Below are 26,739 nucleotides of genomic sequence, written 5' to 3'. Positions count from 1 at the left end.
AGGCAAACATCCCCCGACACCCCGGCGCTTGCACGCCCCATGTATTGACTAGCTCTATTCAGGAAGTCAGGATGTGAATATCTACTGCATAAGTCCGCTAGGAGGCAGACCATGTCAGGACCCCGCCCCGTACGAGCGCCGCGCGGTACGGAACTGAGCGCCCTGGGATGGCAGCAGGAAGCCGCCCTGCGGATGCTGCAGAACAACCTCGACCCCGAGGTCGCCGAGCACCCCGACAAGCTCGTCGTCTACGGCGGCACCGGCAAGGCGGCGCGCGACTGGCGCTCCTTCGACGCCATGGTGCGTACGCTCCGGACCCTCAAGCAGGACGAGACGATGCTCGTCCAGTCCGGCCGCCCGGTGGGCGTCATGCAGACCCACGAGTGGGCCCCGCGCGTCCTCATCGCCAACTCCAACCTGGTCGGCGACTGGGCCAACTGGGAGGAGTTCCGCCGTCTGGAGGCCCTCGGCCTGACCATGTACGGGCAGATGACCGCCGGCTCCTGGATCTACATCGGCACGCAGGGCATCCTCCAGGGCACGTACGAGACGTTCGCCGCCGTCGCCGCCAAGAAGTTCAACGGCACCCTCGCCGGCACGATCACCCTCACCGCCGGACTCGGCGGCATGGGCGGCGCCCAGCCGCTCGCCGTGACGATGAACGACGGCGTCGCGATCTGTATCGACGTCGACCCGCGCGCCATCGAGCGCCGCATCGAGCACCGCTACCTGGACGTGAAGGCCGACTCCCTGGAGCACGCCCTGCAGCTGGCGGTGGAGGCCCGCGACGCCCGTCGTCCGCTCTCCATCGGCCTCCTCGGCAACGCCGCCGAGCTGCTGCCCCGCATGCTCGCCGAGGGCGCCCCCGTCGACATCGTGACCGACCAGACCTCGGCCCACGACCCGCTGGCCTACCTCCCCGTCGGCGTCGACTTCGACGACATGGCCGCGTACGCCGCGAAGGACCCGGCGGGCTTCACCACCCGCGCCCGGGAGTCCATGGCCCGGCACGTCGAGGCCATGGTCGGCTTCATGGACGCGGGCGCCGAGGTCTTCGACTACGGCAACTCGATCCGCGGCGAGGCCCAGCTCGCCGGATACGAGCGCGCGTTCGCCTTCCCCGGCTTCGTCCCCGCCTACATCCGCCCCCTCTTCTGTGAGGGCAAGGGCCCCTTCCGCTGGGCCGCCCTGTCCGGCGAGGCCTCCGACATCGCCAAGACCGACAAGGCGCTCCTCGAGCTCTTCCCGGAGAACGAGTCCCTGCACCGCTGGATCAAGATGGCCGGCGAGCGCGTCCACTTCCAGGGCCTGCCCGCCCGTATCTGCTGGCTCGGCTACGGCGAGCGCGACAAGGCGGGCGAGCGCTTCAACGACATGGTGGCGAGCGGCGAACTCCAGGCCCCGCTGGCCATCGGCCGCGACCACCTCGACTGCGGCTCCGTCGCCTCCCCGTACCGCGAGACCGAGGCCATGCTCGACGGCTCCGACGCGATCGCCGACTGGCCGCTGCTGAACGCCATGGTGAACGTCGCCTCCGGCGCCTCCTGGGTCTCCATCCACCACGGCGGCGGTGTGGGCATGGGCCGCTCCATCCACGCCGGTCAGGTCTCCGTCGCCGACGGCACCGAGCTCGCCGGCGAGAAGATCCGCCGCGTGCTGACCAACGACCCCGGCATGGGTGTCATCCGGCACGTCGACGCCGGCTACGACATCGCGGAGTCCGTCGCCGACGAGCGCGGCGTGCGCGTCCCGATGCGCGAGGGTGACGACGCGTGACTTTCCACAGCATGTGGGCGGAGCTGCTGCCGATCGGCCGCAGCTCCGCCTCCGGCGGCTACCGCCGCTTCGCCTGGACCGGCGCCGACGCCGACTGCCGGGCCTGGTTCAAGGCGCAGGCCGAGTCCCGGGGGCTGACGTACGAGCTGGACCGGAACGGGAACCAGTGGGCCTGGCTGGGCGACCCCACCGCGGGGGACGCCGTGGTCACGGGGTCTCACCTGGACTCCGTCCCCGACGGCGGCGCCTTCGACGGCCCCCTCGGGGTGGTGTCCTCCTTCGCCGCCCTCGACGAACTCCGCGCGCGCCAGGTCACGCTCGCCAAGCCCCTCGCCCTCGTGAACTTCGGGGACGAGGAGGGCGCCCGCTTCGGGCTCGCCTGCGTCGGCTCCCGGCTCGCGGCCGGACAGCTCACCGTCGAGCAGGCGCACCGGCTGACCGACGCCGACGGCGTCACCCTCCCGCAGGCCATGGAGCGGGCCGGGTACGACGCCGGCACCATCGGCCCGGACCCCGAGCGGCTCGCCCGTATCGGCGCCTTCGTCGAACTGCATGTCGAACAGGGCCGCGCCCTCGACCTCAGCGGTGACCGGATCGGCATCGCCAGCGCCATCTGGCCGCACGGCCGCTGGCGCTTCGACTTCCGGGGCGAGGCCAACCACGCGGGCACGACCCGCCTGGCGGACCGCCGGGACCCGATGCTGTCGTACGCGGAGACGGTCCTCGCGGCCCGCCGAGAGGCCCGACTCGCCGGTGCGGTCGCCACCTTCGGCAAGATCGCCGTCGAGCCGAACGGCGTCAACGCCATTCCCTCCCTCGTCCGCGGCTGGCTGGACTCCCGCGCCGCCGACCAGCGGACCCTCGACACGGTGGTCACCGGCGTCGAGAAGGCGGCCCGCGAGTACGCCGACGCCCACGGCATCGAACTCGACGTCGTCCGCGAGTCGTTCACCCCCGTCGTCGAGTTCGACCACGCCCTGCGCGACGAACTCGCCCGCATCCTCGGCAGAGACACGGGAACGGGCGCCGGCACGGGCGCGGACCTCAAGGTCCCCGTGCTGGGCACCGGCGCGGGACACGACGCCGGAATCCTCTCCGGGACCATTCCGACCGCCATGCTGTTCGTACGCAACCCCACGGGCGTCTCGCACTCCCCGGCCGAGTACGCCGCCGAGGACGACTGCGTGGCCGGGGTGACCGCACTCGCCGACGTACTGGAAGGGCTGGCCCGCAGGTGACGCAGACGTACTGGCTGGAGCACGCCTGGCTCGACCCCGCCGTCGAGCCGGGGGTGTCCGTCGAGGTCGCACAGGGCCGGATCGCGGCCGTCCGCACGGGCGTCGGCACCCCGCCCCCCGGCGCCGAGATCCTGCGCGGTCTCACCCTCCCCGGACTGGCGAACGCCCACTCGCACGCCTTCCACCGCGCCCTGCGCGGCACCGTCCAGGTGGGCAGCGGCACCTTCTGGACGTGGCGCGAGGTCATGTACGCCTTCGCGGACAGGCTGACCCCGGACACGTACCACGCGCTGGCCCGCGCCGTGTACGCGGAGATGGCGCTGGCCGGGGTCACGGCGGTCGGCGAGTTCCACTATGTGCACCACGCCCCGGGCGGCACCCCGTACGCCGACCCGAACGCCATGGGCGAGGCGCTGATCGCGGCCGCCGCCGACGCCGGCATCCGGATCACCCTCCTCGACACCGCGTATCTCTCCTCCGGCTTCGGACAACCGCCCAACGCCCATCAGCTCCGCTTCTCCGACGGCACGGCCGACGCCTGGGCGGAACGCTGTTCAGTTCTCAAGGACCGTGATCACGCGCGGATCGGTGCGGCCATCCACTCCGTACGTGCCGTGCCCGCCGGACAGCTGGCGACGGTGGCGCGCTGGGCCGAGGAGCGGCGGGCCCCGCTCCATGTGCATCTGTCCGAGCAGACGGCGGAGAACGACGCCTGCCAGGAGGCGCACGGCCGCACCCCCACCCGGCTGCTCGCCGACCACGGGGTCCTCGGGCCGCGTACCACCGGCGTCCACAGCACCCACCTCACGGACGAGGACATCGCGCTGCTCGGCGGCTCCTCGACCGGCACCTGTATGTGCCCGACGACGGAGCGGGACCTGGCGGACGGCATCGGCCCGGCCGTCGCCCTCCAGCGCGCGGGCTCCCCGCTCTCCCTCGGCTCCGACAGCCACGCCGTGATCGACCTCCTCGAAGAGGCCCGCGCGATGGAGCTGAACGAGCGTCTGCGCACCCGTACCCGGGGTCACTGGACGGCGGCGGCCCTTCTGCGGGCGGCCTCGGCCGACGGCCACGCGGCCCTCGGCTGGGACGACGCGGGCACCCTGGAGCCCGGCGCGCTCGCCGACTTCACGACGGTCGCGCTCGACTCGGTCAGAACAGCGGGACCGCTGCCGCGGCTCGGCGCCGAGACGGCCGTATTCGCCGCGACGGCGGCCGACGTGCGCCACACGGTCGTGGGCGGACGTCATGTCGTACGCGACGGAGCGCACGCGCTCGTGCCCGACGTGCCGTCGGCACTCGCGGACGCCGTCGAAGCCCTGCGCGCGTGACCCGCACCCCCAGCCCGGCCACCCACGAGGACCCCATGAGCAGCACAGTCACCACAGCCCACACCGCCGGCACAGGCAGCACGGTCATCACCAACATCGCCGGCCTGGTCACCAACTCCCCCTCCTTCGGACGGGGGTCCCCCCGCTCGAGTAAATTCGAGAGTGGGGGAGCATCCCCTCTCGGTCTGATCCAGGACGCGGCCGTCGTCATCGACGGCGACCGGGTCGCGTGGATCGGTGAATCAAGCAAAGCACCCGCCACTGACAACCGGGTCGACGCCGGTGGCCGGGCGGTGATCCCCGGCTTCGTCGACTCCCACTCGCATCTCGTCTTCGCGGGCGACCGCACCCAGGAGTTCAACGCCCGTATGTCGGGCCGGAGCTACACGGCGGGCGGCATCCGCACGACCGTCGCGGCCACCCGGGCCGCGAGCGACGCGGATCTGGAGGCGAACCTCACCCGCTACCTCGACGAGGCCCTGCGGCAGGGCACGACCACCTTCGAGACGAAGTCGGGTTATGGCCTGACGGTCGAGGACGAGGCCCGCGCGCTGCGCATCGCGTCCGCGCACACCGACGAGGTGACCTACCTCGGCGCGCACATCGTCCCGCCGGACTACGCCGACGACCCGGCCGCGTACGTGGCCCTGGTCACCGGCGAGATGCTGGACGCCTGCGCCCCGCACGCCCGGTGGATCGACGTCTTCTGCGAGAAGGGCGCCTTCGACGGCGACCAGGCGAGGGCGATCCTGACGGCGGGCCGGGCGAAGGGCCTCCACCCCCGCGTCCACGCCAACCAACTGTCGTACGGCCCGGGCGTCCAGCTCGCGGTGGAGCTGGACGCGGCGAGCGCGGACCACTGCACCCACCTGACGGACGCGGACGTCGACGCCCTCGCGAGCGGCCGGACCGTCGCCACCCTCCTCCCCGGCGCCGAGTTCTCCACGCGCGCCGAGTGGCCGAACGCCCGCCGTCTCCTGGACGCGGGCGCCACGGTCGCGTTGTCCACGGACTGCAACCCCGGCTCCTCCTTCACGTCCTCGGTGCCCTTCTGCATCGCCCTCGCGGTACGGGACATGGGCATGACCCCGGACGAGGCGCTCTGGTCGGCCACGGCGGGCGGCGCGGCGGCCCTGCGCCGCGAGGACATCGGCCACCTCACCCCGGGCGCCTACGCGGACCTGGCGTTCCTCGACGCCCCGAGCCACGTCCACCTGGCGTACCGGCCGGGGGTTCCGCTGGTGTCGGAGGTGTGGCGGCGAGGGCGCCGGGTCCGCTGACGGCCGGCCCCGGCGGGTTCAGCAGGCGCCCTCGGCCGTGGTGGCACTGAGGTCGTACTCGGGAACGTAGGTGCCCTGCTGGTCGCCCACGCCCGGGACGGTGAAACCGCCCTCGTCCGACTCCTTCTGGGAGACGCTCATGCAGTAGGCGGCGTCGGTGCCCTCGGCCGTGATCTCGTAGTCGTCCCGCGAGTCGGCCGGCTCGACGTTCACGGCGTACCCGGGGCCCATGTCCTCGCCCGCGTCCTCGACTTCTTGCTCGATCAGGTCGGAGTAGTCCGAGTACTCGTCGTCGATGTGGGGTTCCTCCTCCAGGGCGGAGGCCGCCTGCTCGACCGCCTGGCCGAGCTCGCCCGCACTCCACGAGTTGTCGTCGGCGAAGTCGAGCGCCTTGAACCCCTGGAAGGCCATGACGGCCGCGGCGATGAAGATGAGCACCCGCTGCCATGCGTACGCGCTGTCCGACGGCTCGTTGGCCTCCGGATCGCGGTAACGCCTGGCGGCGAAACGCCAGTACAGCTTGCGTTGGTCGGCGAGGCCCAGGGCCACGAAAAGGGCGGCGGCCACGAAAAAGAAGACGACGATGCCGGTCATGCGCTGTAGATCCCCCGTGGTGTGTACATGCCTACACGGCGGTCCTGTCTACCAGGGCCTGGGTTACAGGCGCAAAGGCCGGCCGGGTCTCAGGCCGCCCCCGCCCGCCATCGCTGTGCGGCGCGGCCCTCGGCCGGCACCAGGAACAGCGCGTCCCCGTACGGGGTGACCGCGTGGTCCGGGGCGACGGCCGGGCGGATGACCCCCTGCGCGTCGACCGTGAAGCGCAGGTTCCGGCCGTTGCGCCCGTACACCGCGCCGCACTCCCAGATGCCGACCCCCCGGTCCGTGGAGCCGCGGCTGTCCAGGCAGAAGTCCGGGTCCTCGGACGACTGGAGGACGCCTCGCGCGGTGTCGACCCGCCAGCGCTGCGTGCGGGACGAGGTGCAGGGGGCCGTGACGACGTCCGTGCCCAGGTCCATCACGCCGTCGCGGATGTCCAGGCAGAGGCCCGAGTCGGCGTTCACCACCTGGGCGAAGGAGCCGTTCGGCGGGTGGGGAGCGGGGGGCTTCGGGCTGGGCTTCGGGGAAGGGGGACGCGTCGTCTTCGACGCCGACGGACTCCTCGACGGCTTCGGGGACTTGCCGGCGGTGTGCGACGGCGAGGGGGACGGGGTCGCCGAGACGGTCGCCGTCACCGTCACCGCGGGCGGCCGGGACGGGGTGGCCACGGCGTTGGCCGCCCGCTCCGGCTCCGGGCCGCCCGAGACGAGGAGGTAGGCCAGGAACGGGATCAGCGCCACGCCGAGTGCCGTCGACGCCAGTACGAAGCGGCGGGACGGCCACCAGCCCGGGGCCGGGCCGGGACCGGGGTCGCCCGGCCCCGGTCCGGAGGGGCCCGGGCCGCCGGCGACCGCCCGCCGGGTCACCGCCCCGCCCGTGACGTACGCCGCGCCGCCCCAGGCCAGCAGACCCGCCGCCAGCGCCGTACGCGGGTCGTCCCGCAGGGCGGAGAGTTCGTCGTACGCGGTGGCGCAGTACACGCAGTGCACCATGTGGGCGTGCAGGTCCGCGCTGTAGCGGGGGTTGTCCGGGCGCACCGACTCCTCGATCAGCCGCCGGAAGTCCTGGCACCGCGGATCGTCGGAGGCGGCCAGCCGGGTCGTCAGGCAGGACTGGCGCAGGCTCTGGAACGCCGGTTCCGTGCCGTACGTGACGTCCTCGCGGGTGAGTCCCACGAAGTCGGCCGTCCGGTCGTCGGGTTCGCCCTCCACGACGGCGTACCAGACGACGCCCTGGACCCGGGACGGAAGCGACTGGAACGCGGCGAGCAGCGGCGGCACCTGTGCGCGGGAGCCCGCCGCACCGAGGTGTGCGAGCAGGTCCGGGTCGAGGCGGGCGGCCCGCTCGTCCGCCGCCCAGGACGCGGCCACGCGGCCCGCCAGCAGCAGGAGTTGGTGTCGCCAGGGCCCGCGCGGGTCGGAGCCGCGGGCTGTGTCGCGGGCGGCGAGCGCGAACGCCTGCGCCGTGAGCCGGCGTGCCGCCGCGTCGTCCACCGTGCACAGGCGCGCGTATCCGAGGACCGCGGGCCGGTGCCGGGTGCGCAGTTCACGCAGCGCCGGATACGCGGTCGCGGTGTCCGTGCGCAGCAGTTGGGTCAGCCGCGCGTCGGACGCCGTGCTGTGTCTACCGTCCTCGGCCTCGGCGTCACCGTCGCCGTCGCCCCGGTCGGCCCGTGCCATCCCCCTGCCTCCTCGCACCCCCTGGCTCTGCCGCCGGGCATGCCTGAGACATCGCACACGTACCGGCGGGTATGGGGGGTGACCATAGTGATGGAAGGCAACCCGCGGGGAAAGAGGTAACCCACGGTAAGTGCACGGAGAGCGGTGGAGCGGTGGAGCGGCGGGAGTGGCGGGAGCGGTCGAGCGGGGGGGCGGTGGAGCGGAGGGGCGGTGGAGCGGCGGCCGGTATCCGGAGCCCGGCCACGGCCGGACAGCAGTCGTCCGGCACCCGGCCGCCGCCGGACACCGGACCCTTGCCGCACTCGGCGCGCGCCGCTCGGCACGCCCCGCTCAGCACACCCCACAAAACCGCGACCGCAGAAGTCACCGCGGTCCGAAGGAGTCCCTACTCCTCCACCGTCAGTCCCTTGCGCAGCCGCACCAGCGTCCGGGACAGCAGCCGGGACACATGCATCTGCGAGATGCCCAGCTCGTCGCCGATCTCCGACTGCGTCATGTTCGCCACGAACCGCAGGGACAGGATCTTCCGGTCCCGCGAAGGGAGTTGGGCGATCAGCGGCTTCAACGACTCGACGAACTCGATGCCTTCGAGCCCGTGGTCCTCGTACCCGATGCGGTCCGCGAGCGCGCCCTCGGAGTCGTCCTCCTCGGGCTGCGCGTCCAGCGACGACGCCGTGTACGCGTTGGACGCGGCCATCCCCTCGACGACCTCGCCGTTCGAGATGCCGAGCCGCTCGGCCAGTTCGCTCACGGTCGGGGCGCGGTCGAGCCGCTGGGCGAGTTCGTCGCCGGCCTTCGCGAGATCGAGGCGGAGTTCCTGGAGTCGGCGCGGTACGCGCACGGACCAGGACGTGTCACGGAAGAAACGCTTGATCTCGCCGACGATCGTCGGCATCGCGAAGGTGGGGAACTCGACGCCGCGGCTCAGTTCGAAGCGGTCGATCGCCTTGATCAGGCCGATCGTGCCGACCTGGATGATGTCTTCCATCGGTTCGCTGCGGGAGCGGAACCGGGAGGCGGCGAACTTCACCAGGGCGAGGTTGAGTTCGACCAGGGTGTTGCGGACGTACGAGTATTCGTGGGTGCCCTCTTCGAGGGACTCCAGCCGCGCGAAGAGCGTCTTGGACAGGGCTCGTGCGTCGACCGGCCCCACCTCGTCGTACGGGGGGATCTCGGGAAGTCCGGCGAGTACGTCGCGCTCCCCGGGGAACCCGTCGTGCTCCGCGAGGGATGCGTGCTCCAGGTTTTCCGGAGGGCGTGTCGACGTCGCCCGCTGGGTATGCGATTCGTCGAGCCGGGGTGACATGATGTCCTCCATCGTTCTCGGCATATGGCCGCCGATGCCAATACGTGCACTGCGGTGTGCGGCGCCTCCAAAGCCGGCCGTGTCGATTGGGTGTCCCTACTAGCCCTACCTGCTTTCGGGAGCCCCTCGCAAGTGCGCTGCGTGATGATATGTCCGATTTGGGTAAGTTGTTCGGGTGTCATGGCGTGTGGGGAAGGCGTAGGGTTCGAGGACGTCAAGCAACAGCCACGACGGTCGGGAGAGAAACGGCATGGACCGCGGGACGGTCGGCAGCGCACAGTCGGGCCGGCTTCTTGTCGAGGTGCGGGAAGAGGGCACGAGTGCCGTCGTGACCCCCGCGGGTGAGCTGGATCACCACACCTCCGAGCTATTGCGTGAACCGCTCGACGATTGCCTTGGAAAGGGCTTCGCGCGCCTGGTGGTGGACTGCTCGCGCCTGGAGTTCTGCGACTCCACCGGGCTCAATGTGCTGCTCGGGGCCCGTCTGAAGGCCGAGGCCGCGGGCGGCGGAGTACATCTGGCGGGGATGCTGCCGGTGGTGGCCCGGGTCTTCGAGATCACCGGTGCCGATGCCGTCTTCACCGTCCACGAGACGCTCGAGGCAGCCCTGGCCGACTAGGCCCGGCGGGTCGGGCCGGCGGGTCGGACCGTGGAGGGAATCGTGGGGGGAATCGTGCCCCCGGCTGTCTCCGGCGCGACGGGCGCGTTACGTCCGTCACAGCTTCCGTCCGAATCCGTGGGTGTTCTGCCGGTTCGCTCGGGCAGGAGACATCCTGACTACGTCCGCAGCCACAACGAAATCGGCGGGAACGCCGTAGATCCCTGTAAGTGAGTCTTGAATCGTGAACTGGTGAATCGGTGAGGTGAAGCGCTGATGAGCACCACCCGGCCTTGCTCGCCGGGCGACCGCGGCCCGGAGCCGGGCGCCGGCGGCGCTTCCGGGATGTCTGCGGAGCGGGCTGCGCCCGAGGAGGAGGCGGCCGCCATGGCCTCCGCGTCCTCCACGGCCGCCACGCCCTCCGCGACCCCCGCTGCCTCCGCCGAGGACGCACCCTCCGCCGAGGATGCACCCCCCGCCGAGGGCGGGAGCGTAAGCGGAGGCGGGAGCACGTCGTCCGCCGCGGCCCGCCGAACCCGCAAACTGAACTTCGACGACCAGAGCGGTGTCGTTCCGCTCGCCCGCGACTTCGCCCGCCAGGCGCTGTACGAGTGGGGCTGGCTGCCTGCCGCGACCGCCGACCAGCGGGCTGCCGCCGAGGACGTGCTGCTGGTCGTCTCCGAACTCGTCACCAACGCCTGTCTGCATGCCGAGGGTCCCGACGACCTCTGGATCAGCTGCGACAACAAGGTGCTGCGCATCGAGGTCTCCGACAAGGGCGCGGGCCAGCCCGCCCCGCGCACCCCGCACCGCGCCGGCCGCCCCGGCGGCCACGGCATGTTCATCGTGCAGCGGCTCTGCCTGGACTGGGGGGTTGTGCGGACCCCCGGGGCCGCGGGCAAGACCGTGTGGGCGGAACTCGGCGCCCCCGCATAACTCTTACCTTGGGTTACCCACGGTTCGAGCCCTTCCCCGGGCATCTCTGAGCGCGCGCCGGATCTCCTCAGATCCGGCGTGCACTTTGTCTTCCCTCGACAAGGCCCCGGGCGTACTTTGACGGCCCGATCTGATGTGCCGTCAGTAACTTCGGCGACGAGGGGACTCGAGGTGTCGTACCGGACGTACCAGAAACGAACCGCCGCGCTCGCGTTCGCCGCGGCCCTGGCCGGCTCGGCGGTGCTGATGGCCGCCCCCGCCGCCGTGGCCGACGTGGTGGACGTCAACTACCAGTGCAAGACGCCGATCGGCGACAAGAGCGCCGTGTCGCCCATCGACATCAAGAGCGTCAAGAGCGGCAGCGGCTACAAGCTCACCATGTCCTTCCAGAAGGGCGTCTCGTCCAGCCCGGTCGAGCTGGGCAAGGGCGCGATGAACCCGAGCGCCGTGATCAAGCTGGGCGGCGCGGACAGCGGCACGGTGGCCGTGAGCGGTCCGGCCAACTCGGCCGCGATCCCCGCCGACACCCCTATCAAGATCAACGACTTGTCGGGCACGTACACGCCGAAGAAGACCGGCAAGGTCACCTTCACCGCGGGCGTCCTCACCATCAAGGCGCTCGGCACGACGACCACGTGCACCCCCGGCAACAACCCCAAGCCGTCACTGACCCTCGACGTCACGGCTGCGGGCGGCGGCGGTACGTCGGGCTCCACACAGAGCGGTACGGACACCGGGAGCGGGCTCCCGCAGACCGGACCCGAGGACTCCGCGATCGCGCTGGGCACCCTCGGCGGCACCGTGCTGCTCGCGGGCGCGGCCGGAGCGCTGTGGCTGACGCGCCGGAACCAGGCGGCGCGCCGCTAGGACATGTCCGGCGCATCGGGCCGGGCTCCCGTGTCCCGGGCCGGCCCCCCGTGTCCTGGGCCGGGCTCCCGGGTCCCACTGCCGGGCTCCCGTGTCCCGGGTCCTGACGCACCGGACAGGCCCCACCACCGCGTACGACCCGCAGGAGCCGCCGATGCCGTACGTTTCCCACGTCCTTGGCCTTGCCGCCCTGACCCTGCTCGCCGCCGCACCGTCCGCCGCGGCAGCCGACGCCTGGTCCGTCGCGCCCGCGACGGGCGGCACTGCCGGGCGGCCGTACATCTACGCGGAGGGCGAGAGCGGCACCGTCCTCGAGGACGCCGTGTCCGTGCTCAACCCGGGCGGCACACCGCTCACCGTGCGGCTGCGCGGCGCCGACGGCCCCGATGGCGTACGGAGCGGGCCGGTCGGCACGGGCGCGTGGATCGGTTTCGCCCGGGCGACGGGCGGACACAGACGTGCGGCGTCGGCGGTGTCCGTGACCGTGCCCGCCCGCACGCGCGCCGACGTGCCGTTCACGGTGAGTGTTCCCCCGGGCACGACACCCGGTGACCACCCCGGCGCGATCGTCGCGGAGGCGGGCGGCCGCTCCAGCGCCGTACGCGTCCGGCTGCGGGTCGGCGGGCCGACGCTGTCCGCGCTCAGTGTGGAGCACGTCTCGGTGGGCGGCGGGCGGATCTCGTACGAGCTGGTCAACCGCGGCAACACCGTGCTCGCCCCGAGCCTTGCGGTGCACGTCGACGGCCTCTTCGGGCCGCTGCTCGACCGGCCCGCGCACGCCCTGTCCCTCGACCTGCCGCCGGGCCGCCGCGTCACGCTCAGCGAGCCGTGGCGGGACACCCCGGCGCTCGACGCGGTCCAGGTGCGGCTCACGGTGACCGCGGCGGGCGGGGCCCGCGCCTCGGCGTCCGCGTCGGCCCGGTTCGTGCCGTGGGGCGCGGTGGCGGGAACGGGCGGCGCGTTCGCGGCCGCGGGCGCCGGTTTCGTCGTACGACGTCGCGGGCGCGGCCCGCGGGACGGGGACGCGGCCCCGCGGCAGCCATGGCAGCCATGGCGGCCATGGCGTCGAGGGCGCCGCCCGCCGGACGGGGACGCGGGGGAGCCGCCGTGTGCGGAAGCCGAGCTGACGGGAGCGGTGAAGTGAGCGGCAAGGTGCGGATGACGGCGCTGGTGGCGGTGCTCGCGCTCGCCCTGCTCCCGTGGGCGGGGGCGACCGCCTCGGCCGCGGACAATCCCTCCGTCAGGCTCTCCACGTCCCAGGCGGGGAGCGGCGGTTCGATCACCGTGACCGGCAGCGGCTGGCGCCCGAAGGCCCTGCTGATGGTGCTGATCTGCGGACAGTCCGTGCCGTCCCGCGGGGTGATCGGCGGCACCAACTCCTGCGCCAACGCGGACGGCCGCGCGGTCACCACCGACGCGAAGGGGGCGTTCAGCAGGAAGCTGCCGGTGGCCGAGCCGCCCAAGCCGTGCCCGTGTGTGGTGCACGTCGCCACCGTCACCGGCGAGAAGGCCGACGCCGACGCCGTCTTCCAGGTCGCGGGACATCCGGTACGGGCCCTGCCGAAGGAGGACACGAGCGGGCGCCTGTCCGTGCTCACCGACACCCGGCTGGACGGGTCGAGCGGGCTGCTGACCTGGTTCGGGGCGCCGCCGTCCCGCACGCTCGTCCTCACCGTCGGCAACGTCGGCACGTCCCCCGTCAAGAACCCGGTCTTCCGCGTCGGCACCTCCCACGGGGTGTTCGCCCCCCAGTGGGAGGAGCAGCCGTGGCGTGGCACGGTCGCGCCCGGCGGGAAGGCCCGGATCAAGCTGCCGGTGGAACTGGCGGCGGGCGCCCACGGCGACTACACGATCTCACTGGAGTACGGCGGCAAGGTGCTCGCCGAGCAGCCGTGGGGCGTCGGCCGCCCATGGGGCGTGACCCTCTTCTGGATCCTGCTCTGCGTCGTCGTACCCGCGGCGGTGTTCCGCGTCGGGATGGCCGTGGTGGACCGGGTACGGCCGCGGCGCCGGGCACCGGGGCGGCACCGGGTCCTGAAACTGCCCGAACTCACCCTGCGCCTGCCGAAACCGGGCGCACCCGCTCCTGAGACCCGCACCACCCCGGCCCTCCCGTGGTTCACCCCGGACGGCGATCCGGGCACCCCGGCGGCCGGTCCGCTCTCCGCACCGCAGGAGGAGACGAGTCCGACGTCTTCCGCAGAGGAGACGAGTCCGACGTCTTCCGCGTCTCCGACGACTCCTACGACGAAGGGAAACACGTGAGCACGCTACGGAGAGTTCTTCCGGCAGGGGAGCGGAGGGGGCGCAGAGCGACCGCGGCCGGAGCCGCCCTCATGCTCGGCGGCGCGGGCCTGCTGCTCGGGGTGACCGCCGGGCCGGCCCAGGCCGCCGAGGTGTCGTACGCGACCAAGTGCGTCCCGCCCGCGGCCTCCGGCCTCGACCCCGTCGAGGGCACCACGAAGGTGGAGATCACCGCGCCCGCCACCGCGAAGGTCGGTGACACGGTCGAGGTGGTGTGGAAGTTCGTCCAGGCCGCCTCGAAGAACCCGGACATCATCGATCTGCCGAAGGACTCGGTGCAGCCGAGCGGCACCCTGAAGGCGGCCGGCGCGCAGGCCGCCGGCATCGCGATGCAGGGGGCGCGCCAGAACCCGGCCATCCCCAAGGGCGGCGCCATGGTGCTGTCCGACATGAAGGGCACCCTGAAGCTGACCACGCCGGGCGAGGTCACGCTGACCCCGGACGCGTACGCCATCAACGCCTTCTCGACGGACACCAAGTGCGCGCCGACGGAGACCGTGAAGTCCGCCGCGACCATCAACGTCACCGCAGGCGGGGGGAGTTCGTCCAGCGCCACGCCCGATCCCTCACAGAGCGCGACCGGCGGCAGTGACACGGGCGGATCCAGCGGCGGCCAGACCGACTTCACGGGCAAGGAGGTCTCGGTCCCGTACGCGTGCAAGACGCCGATCGGCGACAAGAACGCCACCTCGCCCGTCCAGATCAACGCCAAGAAGAACGGCGGGAGTTTCGATCTGACGGTCCAGTTCAAGAAGTCGGTGATGGACAGTCCCGCCGACATCCCGAAGGACTCCGTGAAGCCGTCGATGGAGGTCGTGCTGGGCGGCGCCGACAAGGGGACGGTGCGGGTGGAGGGGCCGGCGAACGCCGACGCGATCAAGAGCGGCGACCCCATCGAGATCCCGGACCTGACGGGCACGTACAAGCCGGGCGCGAGTGGCACCTCGACGCTGTCCCCGGGTGTGCTGACGGTCAACGCCCTGGGCACGACCACGACATGCACCCCGACGAAGACGGAGGTCTCCCTGTCCCTGGACACCACCGAGCAGGCGAACGGCGCGTCGGGCGGCGGCTCGTCGTCGACGTCCGGGTCCGGCGGTACGTCGGGTGGTACCTCGGCCGGCGGTACCTCGTCCGGCGGGGGCCTCGCGGAGACGGGTGCCGGTGACCATGGCGCGCTGAAGGCCCTGGGGCTGGTGGCCGGCACGGTGATCCTGCTGGGCGGAGCGGTGTTCACGTTCCTGCCGGGACGGCGCGTGCGCTGACCCGGCCGCCGGGCGGGCGGGGTGCGGGCGCTTGGCGTGCCCCGTGGTGACGGGCGCTTGGCGTGCCCCGTGGTGACGGGCGTTTCGCGTGCCCCGTGGTGACCGTGAACCGGGGAAGGGCCTCACTCGTCCCCCAGAACGACCACCCCACCGAACGCCCCCCACCGTCCGCCTGCCCCTGGAGGCCCCGTACATGAACGCCACAGCGACCCGCTTCCTCTACCTCGCCCGGCACGGCGAGGCAACCGCGGACGAGGACGCGGGCGAGCTGACCGCGAACGGCCGCCGCCAGGCCGAACTCCTCGGCGACCGGCTCCGTGACGTGCCGCTGGCCGCGATCCACCACGGCCCGCTGCCGCGCGCGGCGCAGACCGCCCGGCTGATCGGCGACCGGCTGAAGGAGGTCCCGGTGCGGGCGGCCGAGGCGGCCGGGGACTACGTGCCGTACGTGCCCGGCCGGGCCGAGCTGCCCGCGGACGCGGCCGACCGGCTGCTCGCGTTCCTGGCGCCCGTGACGCCGGACGAGCGCGAGCGGGGCGCGGCGCTGGCGCGGGCGGCGCAGGAGCGGTTCACCGGCCCCGTGGCGGGCGACGAGGTGCGCCACGAACTGGTCGTCACCCACGCCTTCCTCATCGGCTGGCTGGTCCGGGCCGCCCTCGACGCCCCGCCCTGGCGCTGGCTGGGCCTCAACCACGGCAACGCCGCCCTGACCGTCCTCCGCTACACGCCCGGCCGTCCGTCCGCCGTGCTCTTCTTCAACGACATGGCCCATCTGCCCGCCGAACTGCGCTGGACCGGCTTCCCGCCCGAACTGCGCGGGTGAGGGACGCGAACGGCCGAGGGCCGCCGCACCGGGTGGTGCGACGGCCCTCGGCCGACAGCAAGGAAAGCGAGTGCGGCAGGGCTGCTCAGGCGCGCGTCAGTGGACGTCGCCCATCAGCTCCTTGACCTTCTTGCGGTACATCCACACCGCGACACCGGCGACCGCGGCGAGCGTGGCCTGCAGGGCGACGATGCCCGTCTTGTTGAGGTCGACGCCGGCGATGGAGAGCAGACCGGTCGTGGCGTCACCGGCGGTGACGGCCAGGAACCAGACACCCATCATCTGGGAGGCGTACTTCGCGGGCGCCATCTTCGTGGTGACGGAGAGGCCGACCGGGGAGACGGTCAGCTCACCGACGGTCTGCACGAAGTAGATCGCGACCAGCCACATCGCGGCGGCCTTGTGACCGCCGTCGGCGATCGCCAGGGGCGCCAGGAAGAGGAAGAACGAGGCACCGATCAGGAGCAGACCGGACGCGAACTTCGTCGCCGTGCTCGGCTCCTTGCCGCGGCGGTTCAGCGCCAGCCACAGCCAGGCGAACACCGGGGCCAGGGCCATGATCAGGACCGGGTTCACGGACTGGTACCAGGAGACCGGGAAGTGCCAGTCGAAGATGGTGTTCTCGGCCGACGAGTCGGCGAAGATCGACAGGGTCGAGCCGCCCTGGTCGTAGATCATCCAGAAGACGGCGGCGGCGACGAAGAACCAGATGTACGCGGACATCTTCGACTGCTCGACGCGGTCGAGGGCCTTGTCGCGCTTGATGCGGGCGATGACCATGACCGGGATGATCAGGCCGGCGACGGTGATCGGGACCAGCAGCCAGTTGAGCGTGTAGTGGCCGGAGAAGCCGACGATCGCGTAGAAGACGACGGCGACGGCCGCCCACATCGCCGACTTGCGCAGCGTCGCGGCCTTCTCCTCGGCGGACAGCGGCGTCGGGACGTCGCTGGAGCGGGCGCTGAGGTGGCGGCTGCCGAGCAGGTACTGGGCGAGGCCGAGCGCCATGCCGAGCGCGGCGAGCGCGAAGCCGAGGTGCCAGTTCACGTTCTCACCGACGGTGCCGATGATCAGCGGCGCGGCGAAGGCACCGAGGTTGATGCCGATGTAGAAGAGGGTGAAGCCACCGTCGCGGCGCGGGTCGTCCGGGCCGTCGTAGAGGTGGCCGACCATCGTCGAGATGTTGGCCTTCAGCAGACCGGAACCGATCGCGACCAGGCCGAGGCCCGCGAAGAAGGTGCCGGACGTCGGCAGGGCCAGCGTCAGGTGGCCGAGCATGATGATCAGGCCCGCGACGGCGACCGTCTTGCGGGGGCCGAGGACACGGTCGGCGAACCAGCCGCCCGGGAGGGCGAGCAGGTACACGAGCGACACGTACACCGAGTAGATCGCGGTCGCGGTGGCCGCGCTCAGGTGCAGGCCGCCCGGTGCCACCAGGTACAGCGGGAGCAGAGCTCTCATGCCGTAGTAGGAGAACCGCTCCCACATCTCGGTCATGAAGAGAGTGGCCAGTCCGCGGGGGTGGCCGAAGAAGGTCTTCTCGGAACCGGGGGTGCCCGGGGTGACCGAGTCCTTCGTCAGGCTGGACGCCATGGGTCGTTCCTTGCTGGTCGGGACGCGCTGCTGGAGCGTGTGCGCGCCCGGTGGGGGGCGGCCGGCACCGGCGGGGATCGTTCGCGTCCGCCCCACGCCCATGGGGAGTCCGCTCCGGATGACGAAGCGGTGGACGGCGACCACCGGGATCCACGCCTCTACGCGCATCGCTGCGCTGAGGCCCGGCCACAGGTCATTCCTTTCAAGGCTGGCGAAGGCCAGCCCGCACACAAAAGAGACCTTCGGCGTCAAGTGCTCGCCAAAGGCCCCCGGTGTAGCTACAGGCGTTGCCGTCACCATACGACACGACACTGCCGGATATGGAAGGACTTGAGACGTGGATCACAGGTGATTCTGGAACCACGGACACGTATTCGAAGGTACTAGCCCCAATGGCATCCCACAGCCGCAGGCCGGACCATCCACAGCCGGCGGCCCGGACCACCCCCGCCCGACGGCGTGCGTCCCGCACGGCGCCCGGTGGCCGCGACCGCGCCCGCGGACGGATGTGAAACGGGGCATCTTCGCAGCCCAAGGTAAGAAAACCCGGTAGCCGACCACGCCGCGGCTCTTGTCATCGGCGGACTACCATCACCCCATGACCCGTGTACTGCTCGCCGAGGACGACGCGTCCATCTCGGAGCCGCTGGCCCGCGCCCTGCGCCGGGAAGGTTACGAGGTCGAGGTGCGCGAGGACGGACCCACCGCACTCGACGCCGGAATGCAGGGCGGCGTCGACCTGGTCGTCCTGGACCTCGGTCTGCCCGGCATGGACGGCCTGGAAGTGGCCCGCCGGCTGCGCGCCGAGGGACACACCATCCCGATCCTCATCCTGACCGCGCGCGCCGACGAGGTGGACACCGTCGTCGGCCTCGACGCGGGCGCCGACGACTACGTCACCAAGCCGTTCCGCCTCGCCGAACTGCTGGCCCGGGTACGGGCCCTGCTGCGGCGCGGCGCCGCCGAGCCCCAGCAGCCGCCCGCCACGCACGGCGTGCGCATCGACGTCGAGTCGCACCGCGCGTGGATGGGGGACGAGGAACTCCAGCTGACCGCGAAGGAGTTCGACCTGCTGCGCGTCCTCGTCCGGGACGCGGGCCGGGTCGTCACCCGCGACCAGCTGATGCGCGAGGTCTGGGACACCACCTGGTGGTCGTCCACGAAGACGCTGGACATGCACATCTCCTGGCTGCGCAAGAAGCTGGGCGACGACGCGGCGAACCCCCGCTACATCGCGACGGTGCGCGGCGTGGGCTTCCGCTTCGAGAAGAGCTGACCCGGCCGTGCCTCACGGGTTTCCTCGCGGGTAGCAGCACATGCGCCGTCGACTCATCCAGTCCACCCTCGCCGTCGTGCTCGTGGTGATCGCCGTCTTCGGCCTGTCCCTCGTGATCGTCGAGACGAGGACGATCAGCAACAGCGCCCAGGAGCGGGTGGACTCGGAGGCGCTGCGCCTCGCCAGCATCGTGGACAGCCGCATCCTCGGGTCCGAGAGCGTCAGCGCGGACATACTCAAGGACCAGGTCGGCGCGGGCGGGTACGCCGAGATCACCATGCCCGGCCAGGCCCCGATCGCCATCGGCACCAAACCCGTCGGCGATGTCATCCACGCCACCGAGAAGGGCGAGGAGGGCGAGACGGTCCGGGTCGAGGAACCCCGCTCGGCGGTGACCCGCGAAGTTGGCCGCACGCTGCTGATCATCGCGGCGGTGGCGCTGCTCGCCGTGATCGCGGCGGTGCTGCTCGCGGTGCGCCAGGCGAACCGGCTCGCCTCCCCGCTCACCGACCTCGCGGAGACCGCGGAGCGCCTCGGCTCGGGCGACCCCCGGCCGCGCCACAAGCGGTACGGGGTCCCGGAGCTGGACCGGGTCGCGGACGTCCTGGACTCCTCCGCCGAGCGCATCGCCCGCATGCTGACCGCGGAGCGCCGCCTGGCCGCGGACGCCTCCCACCAGCTGCGTACGCCCCTCACCGCGCTCTCCATGCGCCTGGAGGAGATCACCCTCACGGATGACCCGGACACGGTGAAGGAGGAGGCGACGATCGCGCTGACGCAGGTCGAGCGGCTCACGGACGTCGTGGAGCGGCTGCTGACCAACGCCCGCGACCCGCGTACCGGCTCCGCCGTCTCCTTCGACCTCGACGAGGTCATCCAGCAGCAGCTCGCCGAGTGGCGCCCGGCCTACCGCAGCGAGGGCCGCGCCGTCGTCAGCTCCGGGAAGCGGCACCTGCGGGCGGTCGGTACACCGGGAGCGGTCGCCCAGGTCCTGGCCGCCCTGATCGAGAACTCCCTCATGCACGGCGGCGGCACGGTCGCCCTGCGCACCCGGGTCACCGGCAACCAGGCCGTCGTCGAGGTCACCGACGAGGGCCCCGGCGTCCCCGCCGACCTCGGCGCCCGCATCTTCGAGCGCACGATCAGCGGCCGGAACTCGACGGGCATCGGCCTCGCGGTCGCCCGCGACCTCGCGGAGGCCGACGGCGGCCGCCTGGAGATGCTCCAGGCGCAGCCCCCGGTCTTCGGCCTGTTCCTGTCCCGCACCCCCCTGAAGAAGGCCCCGCAGGGCGAGGAGGAGCAGGGACCGACGGTGCGGTAGACGGGCCCTGAGCCCGGTCGGCGGGCCTGCGGGCGCGCGGTCCGGCCGGCAGGCCGATACCGGGGTCCCGGGCGGAGCCCCGGAGGGCCGGTACGGAACCGGTAGAATCGGCAGCACAGCCCTAGCTCACCGCCGGAAGGCAAACCGTGCCATCAGCACCCTCCGCCGCCGCCCCCGACACCGTTCTGGTCGTCGACTTCGGCGCACAGTACGCCCAGCTCATCGCCCGCCGCGTCCGCGAGGCCCGGGTCTACAGCGAGATCGTGCCGAGCACCATGCCGGTCGCGGAGATGCTCGCCAAGAACCCGGCGGCGATCATCCTCTCCGGCGGCCCCTCGTCGGTGTACGCGGAGGGCGCCCCCCGCCTCGACCGCGAGATCTTCGAGGCCGGCGTCCCGGTCTTCGGCATGTGCTACGGCTTCCAGCTGATGGCCACGACCCTCGGCGGCACGGTCGACAACACCGGCGCCCGCGAGTACGGCCGCACGCCGCTGCACGTCAGCAAGTCCGGCTCGACGCTCTTCGAGGGCACCCCCGACGAGCAGCCGGTCTGGATGTCGCACGGCGACGCCTGCTCCGCCGCCCCCGAGGGCTTCACGGTCACGGCCTCCACGGACGTCGTCCCGGTCGCGGCCTTCGAGAACGACGAGAAGCGCCTGTACGGCGTCCAGTACCACCCCGAGGTCATGCACTCCACGCACGGCCAGCAGGTGCTGGAGCACTTCCTGTACCGGGGCGCGGGCCTCACCCCGTCCTGGACCACCGGCAACGTCATCGACGAGCAGGTGGAGCTCATCCGCGAGCAGGTCGGCACCCGGCGCGCCATCTGCGGTCTGTCCGGCGGCGTCGACTCCGCCGTGGCCGCCGCGCTCGTACAGAAGGCCATCGGTTCCCAGCTGACCTGTGTGTACGTCGACCACGGTCTGATGCGCCAGGGCGAGACCGAGCAGGTCGAGAAGGACTTCGTGGCCGCGACCGGCGTCCAGTTGAAGGTCGTGGACGCGGAGGAGCGTTTCCTCACCGCGCTCAAGGGTGTCTCGGACCCCGAGGAGAAGCGGAAGATCATCGGCCGCGAGTTCATCCGGGTCTTCGAGCAGGCGCAGGCGGAGATCATCGCGGACGAGGGTCCCGAGGTGGCCTTCCTGGTCCAGGGCACCCTCTACCCGGACGTGGTCGAGTCCGGCGGCGGTACGGGCACGGCCAACATCAAGTCCCACCACAACGTGGGCGGCCTGCCCGAGGACCTCGAGTTCGAGCTCATCGAGCCGCTGCGCAAGCTGTTCAAGGACGAGGTCCGCATGGTCGGCCAGGAGCTCGGCCTGCCGGACGAGATCGTCCAGCGCCAGCCGTTCCCCGGCCCGGGCCTCGGCATCCGCATCGTCGGCGAGGTCACCAAGGAGCGTCTGGACCTGCTCCGCGAGGCCGACGCCATCGCCCGCGAGGAGCTGACGGCCGCCGGTCTCGACCGCGAGATCTGGCAGTGCCCGGTGGTCCTGCTCGCGGACGTCCGCAGCGTCGGCGTCCAGGGCGACGGCCGCACCTACGGCCACCCGATCGTGCTGCGCCCGGTGTCCAGCGAGGACGCCATGACCGCCGACTGGTCGCGCCTCCCGTACGACACCCTGGCGAAGATCTCCACGCGGATCACGAACGAGGTCGCGGACGTCAACCGAGTCGTCCTCGACGTGACGAGCAAGCCGCCGGGCACCATCGAGTGGGAGTAGTCCCGGGAGCCGAGGGGGAGTAGTCCCGAGGCTCACGTCCGCCTGAGCGTGCGCACCGGCGCGCCAGGCCGCCAGATCTCGACGACCAGATACATGTCGTCCTCGACGTAGGTCCGTACGACCTCCGTCAGCTCGGTGCGGAAGAGGTGGAACGGCTCCGGCGGTTCCACCTCTTTCCCATACGCGGCCTTCGTCGCCGGGTCCTCGACCTCGATCGCCCGCCCGCTGATCCGTACGTCCCCGCCCCCCGTCCCGGCCCCCTCCCCGGGGTTCGCCTGGAGCGCGAAGCGCGGGTCGCGGCGCAGGTCGAGCGCCTTCAGCGAGTCCGGCATCATGCCGAGCCACAGTTCGCCGTGCAGGAAGCGGACTTCGAGGCCGGTCGTGCGGGGCGAGCCGTCCTTGCGCAGGGTCGCCAGGACGTGATGGGCGAAGCCCCCGAAACGCTCCTCGGCGATATTCGCGAGCCCGGGTTCCGCCGTGGTGAAAGCCGCCCAGTTCGTCTGTGTCATACGGGGAGTCTGGCGGGGATACCCGACATCTTCTGTCGGGTATCCCCGCCAGACTGCCATGGCCCGTCGTCGGGCCGGGTCAGTGCTGTGAACGGGGGTCGTCCGCAGGGATGTCGCCGGACCCGTCATCCGGGGCAGCGGTCACGCCCCGCCGGACCGGGAGCATTCACGGATCTCTTCACAGAACTGCTCTGTTTTCCTGCGCTGACCGACGGTAACTTCCGCTCCGTGACGGAACTCAGGCCTGGAGGACCGATGTACGGGCCCACACCACCCCTGCCCCTGCCCACCGACCGGCTGCAGTTCGCCATGCCGCCGATGTACGAGTCACTGGACGACGAGCGCACGCATCGCAAGGAACGGCTGGCCGGCGCCCTGCGGCTCTTCGGGCGGCTCGGATTCGAGGACGGGGTCTCCGGCCACATCACCGCGCGCGATCCCGAGTACAGCGACTGCTTCTGGGTCAACCCGTTCGGAATGCCGTTCAAGCATGTGACCGTGAGTGATCTTGTGATGGTGAACGCCTCGGGGCAGGTGATCGAGGGCCGCTACCACGTCAACCAGGCGGCATTCACCGTGCACGCCCAGGTGCATGCCGCCCGCCCCGACGTCGTGGCCGTCGCCCACTGCCACTCCGTGCACGGGCGCGCCCTGTCCGCGCTCGGCGACCTGCTGGACCCGATCACCCAGGAGAGCTGCGCCTTCTACGAGGACCACGCGCTGTACGACGCGTACACGGGGGTCGCGGTGGACGCCGAGGAAGGCCGCCGGATCGCCTCCGCGCTCGACACCCGCAAGGCGCTGGTGCTGCGCAACCACGGGCTGCTGACGGTCGGCGACTCGGTGGACGCGGCGGCCTGGTGGTTCGTGTCGATGGAACGGTCCTGCCAGGTGCAGCTGACCGCGAGGGCGGCGGGCCGGCCGGTCCTGATCGACCACAAGCAGGCGGTGGCGACCCGCGAGCAGCTCGGCGGGGATCTGGTGGCGTGGATCAACTACCAGCCGCTGTGGCAGGACATCAGCCGGAGCGAGCCGGACCTGCTGAGCTGACGGTGTCAGAAGCCCCGGAGGACGGCTGCCTTGGCCGCGGCGAACTCCTCGTCCGTCAGCACGCCCTCGCGGTGCAGCTCGCCCAGATCCCTGAGGCGGCGCAGGAGTACGTCGTGGTCGGCCGCGGGTGGTACGGCGGTGGCGAGCCGCGGGCGCTCCACGAAGTCGGCGAGGCGGGTCGAGGGGTGCGGCAGCCGGGCGGTGACCGCGGCGGCGACGAGGGCCGTCAGCAGATCGCGCCGGGCGCTGCCCCACAGATCGAGGGCGTACGGGTCCTTCTCCGGCGGCAGCTTGGAGAAGACGGTCTCACGGGTCACGAAGCGCAGGAAGCCGTCCTCGTAACCGGAGTTGGGCAGCCACTCGACCTGCACCAGATCGCCGACCGCGATGATCCGCGGACCCGTCGCCCGCTTGATCCGTTCGGAGGTGTCACTCCAGTCGATCCGCACTTCGGCGCCGTCGAAGGAGACCGTGCCGTCACTCGAACGGACGGAGACCGGGACGGGTGGGCCGGACAGGAGGTAGGCCTTCGTCGGCTCCTGGGGAATCTGCTCGAGCAGGAGCGAGTGCCGGATCTCCTCGGCGACGTACTCGGCGACCCCCGAGCGGTCGATGTCCACGGCCAGCCGGTAGGGGTCGGCGGCGTCCGGCAGGCGTCCGCCGGTCGCCTGGAGCAGCGGATCGGCGCCCTCGCGCAGCCTCAGCCGCAGCCTGCCGCGCTTGCGTTCGGGCTCGTAGACGATGCCGGAGATCGCCTCCAGGGGGACGGTGACCTCCCCGTACGTCTGCCGGAACAACGGCACGGAGCGGTGCAGTCCCGGCGTGATCCGGACCGTACTGCCGTCGAAGGCCCAGCTCCCGTCGCGCTGGATGATCTCGGCCATACGGAAATTCTCGCAGCCGGGTCAACAGGGGGCCCGCGAGTTCACTCGGACTGACGGACCTGCCGGATGCGGGGGGTGTTCGGTACGGCACAATTCGCTGTCGTCGGCCGGGAGTTGTGCGGGTGCGCGGCGGTACGGGGCCGCGCGGTGCTGGTGTGCGGCGGCGTGGGCGTGCGGCGATGCGGGTGCGTGCGGTGCGGGTGTGCTGTGGTGGGCCTGTCGCGGTGTGGGCCTGTCGCGGTGCGGGTCTGTGCGGTGGTGGGCCTGTGTGGTGGTCGGTTGTCCGGTGGGTTGGAGTTCTGGCGCGGGAAGGCGGCAGTTGGTGGCGGTGCAGGAGGCGAGGCAGGGCGCGGGGCGTGGAACCGGGCCCGGTGCGCATGAGGGCGGGTGCACCTGCGGGGACTGTCCGCACGGCGCGCGCGAGGGACATCGGCGTGCGGTGGCCGCGTTCCTCTCCAGGCGGGACGAGTTCGCGTCGGGGCAGGGGCTGCCGGCGGCGGTCGCGTACTCCGCGTCGGCCTCGCGGCAGTGGGTGTCGGACGAACTGACCCAGTCCGCGGACCTCGTCGCCGAGCGAGGGCGGGTCGAGGGCGAGGCCTGGCTGGGCCGGCTGTGGCGGCATACGGCGTTCGTGGTCTGGGGCGTGGTCGGGGCGCTGCTCCTGGCACAGGCGCTGACCGCCATCGGTGCGGGGTGGACGGTGGCGCGGACTGCCGGGCTGCTCGCCGCGGTGGTGGTGGGCGGGTCGCTCACCGGCGCGGGCTATCTGCACCGGGCGCGCGGCGGAGCCCTGGCGCCGGTCATCGGCGAGGACAACCGGCTCTCCACCTCCCGTGCGGTCGCGGCGAGTTGGGTGCTGTTCGTGGTGTACGCGGTGCTCGTGCTGGTGGGGCAGCTGGCGGCCGCGTCCGGGCCCGGTGAACGGGACGCGCTGATCGCCGGGCTCGAACTCGCCCGCGGAGTGGGCGTGGTGACCGTGGTCGCCGTGGCCTGCGGCATCGCGGTGCTGGTGCGGCGGGTGGTGGGCCTGCGGGTGCTGGGGCAGCGGCTCCAGAAGGTACGCGCCGACCGCCCGCGCGGAGCGGATCTGCTCACGGACGACTCGGGGCGGGGGAGCTTCGCGGACATCCAGTACGTGGTGGTGGGCGCGGTGGCTCTCGCCTTCGCCGCGGTACGGCTGGCCCGGCGTCCCGACCAACTCCCCGATCTGCCGTGGGGGCTGGCGCTGCTGGTGCTCGTGTCCGCCGCGACGTATCTCGCCGGGAAGTACGCGGAGGGCGGGCGTCCGGTGGTCCTGTCCGTCGTGCGGGCCCGGGAGGCGGGGGATCTGGACGCGCCGATCCGGACCGGCGACGACATCGAGATCCGGGGCGCGGGCTTCGTGCCGCCGGGGGCGCAGACGGCGGACCGGTTGTCGCGGATGGTGGTGCGGATCGGGGCGGTGCATGTGCATGTGCCACTGGTGCCGGTGGCGGGGGGCTTCAGCAACCCGACGGATGCGGTACTGACGGTGCCGGTGCCGGCGGATGTGGAGCCGGGGCGCGTGGAGGTGCAGGTGATCACGGCGGCGGGGGTCGAAACGAATCGGGTGACGATCGACGTGACGGACTGAGGGGTGTGGCGTCACGGACTGAGGGGTGTGGTTCGTGTGCCGCCCGGCGGTGCGTATTTACGGGCGAGGACGGAAAACAGACGGCGCAGATACTGAGCGGTAGCGGCCCTCCCTACGTATGGTTTGTTGAGAGGGCAACGGACCGGCGGGCGAGAGGCGGCACCAGCGATGGCTCACGGCATGCGCACCGACACCCAAAGCCCCTACCTCGAAGGCGACCGGGACTGGCGGGACACCGCCACCCGATACGCGCTGCTGCCTCTGCGGGTCTTCCTCGGCGTCACCTTCATCTACGCGGGCCTGGACAAGCTCACCAACAGCGCGTTCATGTCCGAGTCCGGCGCAGGCTCGATCGGCGACATGATGCGCACGGTGCGCGACTCCTCGGCGATCCCGGCCCTTGTCGACCTCGCGCTGAAGAACCCCGTCGGCTTCGGCTACGCCATAGCTCTAGGTGAACTGGCCGTCGGTATCGGCACCCTCATCGGCCTGCTGACCCGCCTCGCCGCGCTCGGCGGGGCCCTGATCTCCCTCAGTCTCTGGCTGACCGTGAGCTGGGCCTCCGACCCCTACTACTACGGCAACGACCTCGCCTATCTCATGGCCTGGCTCCCCCTGGTTCTCGCCGGCGCCTCCGTGTTCTCCCTGGACGCGGCCCTGCGCGCACGACGCAGGCAACGCGGGGCCGGCTACCGCTGACGCGACGGCCTGGCTCCGCCGACGAGGTCGGTCGGCGCTGACGCGGCCCGGCTACCCGTGACGAGGTCGGC

At 71.9% G+C, this 26,739-nt stretch carries 23 protein-coding genes; 17 read left to right on the top strand and 6 right to left on the bottom strand.

What is annotated here, in order from left to right:
* Window positions 1-111 precede the first annotated feature (111 nt).
* Genes hutU through hutI form a run of 4 tightly spaced genes read left to right on the top strand, consistent with a single transcriptional unit; the run spans window position 112 to window position 5,625 of the window.
* Window positions 112-1,776: a urocanate hydratase gene (hutU, locus tag SAVERM_RS18065; RefSeq protein WP_010984927.1), complete on the top strand. Its 1,665-nt coding sequence runs from the start codon at window positions 112-114 to the stop codon at window positions 1,774-1,776.
* On the top strand, window positions 1,773-3,014 hold the full coding sequence (locus SAVERM_RS18060; RefSeq protein WP_010984926.1) for an allantoate amidohydrolase: 1,242 nt from the start codon (window positions 1,773-1,775) through the stop codon (window positions 3,012-3,014). The genes hutU and SAVERM_RS18060 overlap by 4 nt, the downstream gene beginning before the upstream one ends.
* Window positions 3,011-4,345: a formimidoylglutamate deiminase gene (locus SAVERM_RS18055; protein ID WP_010984925.1), complete on the top strand. Its 1,335-nt coding sequence runs from the start codon at window positions 3,011-3,013 to the stop codon at window positions 4,343-4,345. The genes SAVERM_RS18060 and SAVERM_RS18055 overlap by 4 nt, the downstream gene beginning before the upstream one ends.
* A gap of 35 nt (window positions 4,346-4,380) precedes the next feature.
* Window positions 4,381-5,625: an imidazolonepropionase gene (hutI, locus tag SAVERM_RS18050; protein WP_010984924.1), complete on the top strand. Its 1,245-nt coding sequence runs from the start codon at window positions 4,381-4,383 to the stop codon at window positions 5,623-5,625.
* An 18-nt stretch (window positions 5,626-5,643) separates the two neighbouring features.
* On the opposite strand, the gene SAVERM_RS18045 is transcribed toward hutI, so the two are convergent.
* The 3 genes from SAVERM_RS18045 to SAVERM_RS18035 form a co-directional block, all read right to left on the bottom strand.
* Window positions 5,644-6,219, bottom strand: coding sequence for a hypothetical protein (locus tag SAVERM_RS18045; protein WP_010984923.1), 576 nt, complete (start codon window positions 6,217-6,219; stop codon window positions 5,644-5,646).
* Between the two features lie 89 nt (window positions 6,220-6,308).
* Window positions 6,309-7,901: a ricin-type beta-trefoil lectin domain protein gene (locus SAVERM_RS18040; RefSeq protein ID WP_037644897.1), complete on the bottom strand. Its 1,593-nt coding sequence runs from the start codon at window positions 7,899-7,901 to the stop codon at window positions 6,309-6,311.
* A 385-nt stretch (window positions 7,902-8,286) separates the two neighbouring features.
* On the bottom strand, window positions 8,287-9,219 hold the full coding sequence (locus SAVERM_RS18035; protein ID WP_037644898.1) for an RNA polymerase sigma factor SigF: 933 nt from the start codon (window positions 9,217-9,219) through the stop codon (window positions 8,287-8,289).
* Window positions 9,220-9,457: 238 nt separating this feature from the next.
* Between SAVERM_RS18035 and SAVERM_RS18030 the strand changes: the two genes are divergently transcribed.
* The 7 genes from SAVERM_RS18030 to SAVERM_RS18000 all read left to right on the top strand — a co-directional run bounded on the left by SAVERM_RS18030 (window position 9,458) and on the right by SAVERM_RS18000 (window position 16,000).
* Window positions 9,458-9,826 (top strand): STAS domain-containing protein, encoded by a 369-nt coding sequence (locus tag SAVERM_RS18030; protein ID WP_010984920.1) that lies wholly within the window; start codon window positions 9,458-9,460, stop codon window positions 9,824-9,826.
* Window positions 9,827-10,081: 255 nt separating this feature from the next.
* Complete coding sequence (locus SAVERM_RS18025; protein ID WP_010984919.1) at window positions 10,082-10,741, top strand: ATP-binding protein; 660 nt, start codon at window positions 10,082-10,084, stop codon at window positions 10,739-10,741.
* Window positions 10,742-10,912: 171 nt separating this feature from the next.
* Window positions 10,913-11,608: an LPXTG cell wall anchor domain-containing protein gene (locus SAVERM_RS18020; RefSeq protein ID WP_010984918.1), complete on the top strand. Its 696-nt coding sequence runs from the start codon at window positions 10,913-10,915 to the stop codon at window positions 11,606-11,608.
* Window positions 11,609-11,762: 154 nt separating this feature from the next.
* Window positions 11,763-12,752, top strand: a complete 990-nt coding sequence (locus SAVERM_RS18015; RefSeq protein ID WP_037644899.1) for a COG1470 family protein — start codon at window positions 11,763-11,765, stop codon at window positions 12,750-12,752.
* A gap of 14 nt (window positions 12,753-12,766) precedes the next feature.
* Entirely contained in the window at window positions 12,767-13,873 is a 1,107-nt protein-coding gene (locus SAVERM_RS18010) for a hypothetical protein (protein WP_010984916.1), read from the top strand.
* A 71-nt stretch (window positions 13,874-13,944) separates the two neighbouring features.
* Window positions 13,945-15,177 (top strand): hypothetical protein, encoded by a 1,233-nt coding sequence (locus tag SAVERM_RS18005; RefSeq protein WP_010984915.1) that lies wholly within the window; start codon window positions 13,945-13,947, stop codon window positions 15,175-15,177.
* Window positions 15,178-15,370: 193 nt separating this feature from the next.
* Window positions 15,371-16,000 (top strand): histidine phosphatase family protein, encoded by a 630-nt coding sequence (locus SAVERM_RS18000; protein WP_010984914.1) that lies wholly within the window; start codon window positions 15,371-15,373, stop codon window positions 15,998-16,000.
* A 96-nt stretch (window positions 16,001-16,096) separates the two neighbouring features.
* On the opposite strand, the gene SAVERM_RS17995 is transcribed toward SAVERM_RS18000, so the two are convergent.
* Window positions 16,097-17,593 (bottom strand): oligopeptide:H+ symporter, encoded by a 1,497-nt coding sequence (locus tag SAVERM_RS17995; RefSeq protein ID WP_010984913.1) that lies wholly within the window; start codon window positions 17,591-17,593, stop codon window positions 16,097-16,099.
* Between the two features lie 598 nt (window positions 17,594-18,191).
* Between SAVERM_RS17995 and SAVERM_RS17990 the strand changes: the two genes are divergently transcribed.
* From SAVERM_RS17990 to guaA, 3 genes are all read left to right on the top strand, one after another.
* Window positions 18,192-18,869 (top strand): response regulator transcription factor, encoded by a 678-nt coding sequence (locus SAVERM_RS17990; protein ID WP_010984912.1) that lies wholly within the window; start codon window positions 18,192-18,194, stop codon window positions 18,867-18,869.
* 40 nt (window positions 18,870-18,909) lie between these two features.
* Window positions 18,910-20,190 carry an ATP-binding protein gene (locus SAVERM_RS17985; RefSeq protein ID WP_010984911.1) on the top strand — a complete coding sequence of 427 codons (1,281 nt, stop codon included), beginning with the start codon at window positions 18,910-18,912 and terminating at the stop codon, window positions 20,188-20,190.
* 146 nt (window positions 20,191-20,336) lie between these two features.
* Window positions 20,337-21,914 (top strand): glutamine-hydrolyzing GMP synthase, encoded by a 1,578-nt coding sequence (gene guaA, locus SAVERM_RS17980; protein WP_010984910.1) that lies wholly within the window; start codon window positions 20,337-20,339, stop codon window positions 21,912-21,914.
* A gap of 32 nt (window positions 21,915-21,946) precedes the next feature.
* Here the strand turns inward: guaA and SAVERM_RS17975 are convergent, their stop codons facing one another.
* The gene (locus SAVERM_RS17975) at window positions 21,947-22,423 is read right to left on the bottom strand and encodes a pyridoxamine 5'-phosphate oxidase family protein (RefSeq protein ID WP_010984909.1); all 477 of its coding nucleotides are present in this window, start codon (window positions 22,421-22,423) and stop codon (window positions 21,947-21,949) included.
* Between the two features lie 255 nt (window positions 22,424-22,678).
* Between SAVERM_RS17975 and SAVERM_RS17970 the strand changes: the two genes are divergently transcribed.
* Window positions 22,679-23,473 (top strand): class II aldolase/adducin family protein, encoded by a 795-nt coding sequence (locus tag SAVERM_RS17970; RefSeq protein ID WP_037644900.1) that lies wholly within the window; start codon window positions 22,679-22,681, stop codon window positions 23,471-23,473.
* A gap of 5 nt (window positions 23,474-23,478) precedes the next feature.
* On the opposite strand, the gene SAVERM_RS17965 is transcribed toward SAVERM_RS17970, so the two are convergent.
* The gene (locus SAVERM_RS17965) at window positions 23,479-24,357 is read right to left on the bottom strand and encodes a DUF4429 domain-containing protein (protein WP_010984907.1); all 879 of its coding nucleotides are present in this window, start codon (window positions 24,355-24,357) and stop codon (window positions 23,479-23,481) included.
* Window positions 24,358-24,679: 322 nt separating this feature from the next.
* On the opposite strand from SAVERM_RS17965, the gene SAVERM_RS17960 reads away from it, so the two are divergent.
* Both SAVERM_RS17960 and SAVERM_RS17955 read left to right on the top strand, forming a co-directional pair.
* Complete coding sequence (locus SAVERM_RS17960) at window positions 24,680-25,969, top strand: hypothetical protein (protein WP_010984906.1); 1,290 nt, start codon at window positions 24,680-24,682, stop codon at window positions 25,967-25,969.
* A 168-nt stretch (window positions 25,970-26,137) separates the two neighbouring features.
* The gene (locus SAVERM_RS17955) at window positions 26,138-26,668 is read left to right on the top strand and encodes a DoxX family protein (RefSeq protein ID WP_037644903.1); all 531 of its coding nucleotides are present in this window, start codon (window positions 26,138-26,140) and stop codon (window positions 26,666-26,668) included.
* Window positions 26,669-26,739: the final 71 nt, after the last annotated feature.

Origin of the sequence: Streptomyces avermitilis MA-4680 = NBRC 14893, assembly GCF_000009765.2 — a bacterium.
Taxonomy (GTDB): Bacteria; Actinomycetota; Actinomycetes; order Streptomycetales; family Streptomycetaceae; genus Streptomyces; species Streptomyces avermitilis.
The sequence above is the reverse complement of the archived record's forward strand: the minus strand, read 5'-3'. Positions and strand labels throughout refer to the sequence as shown.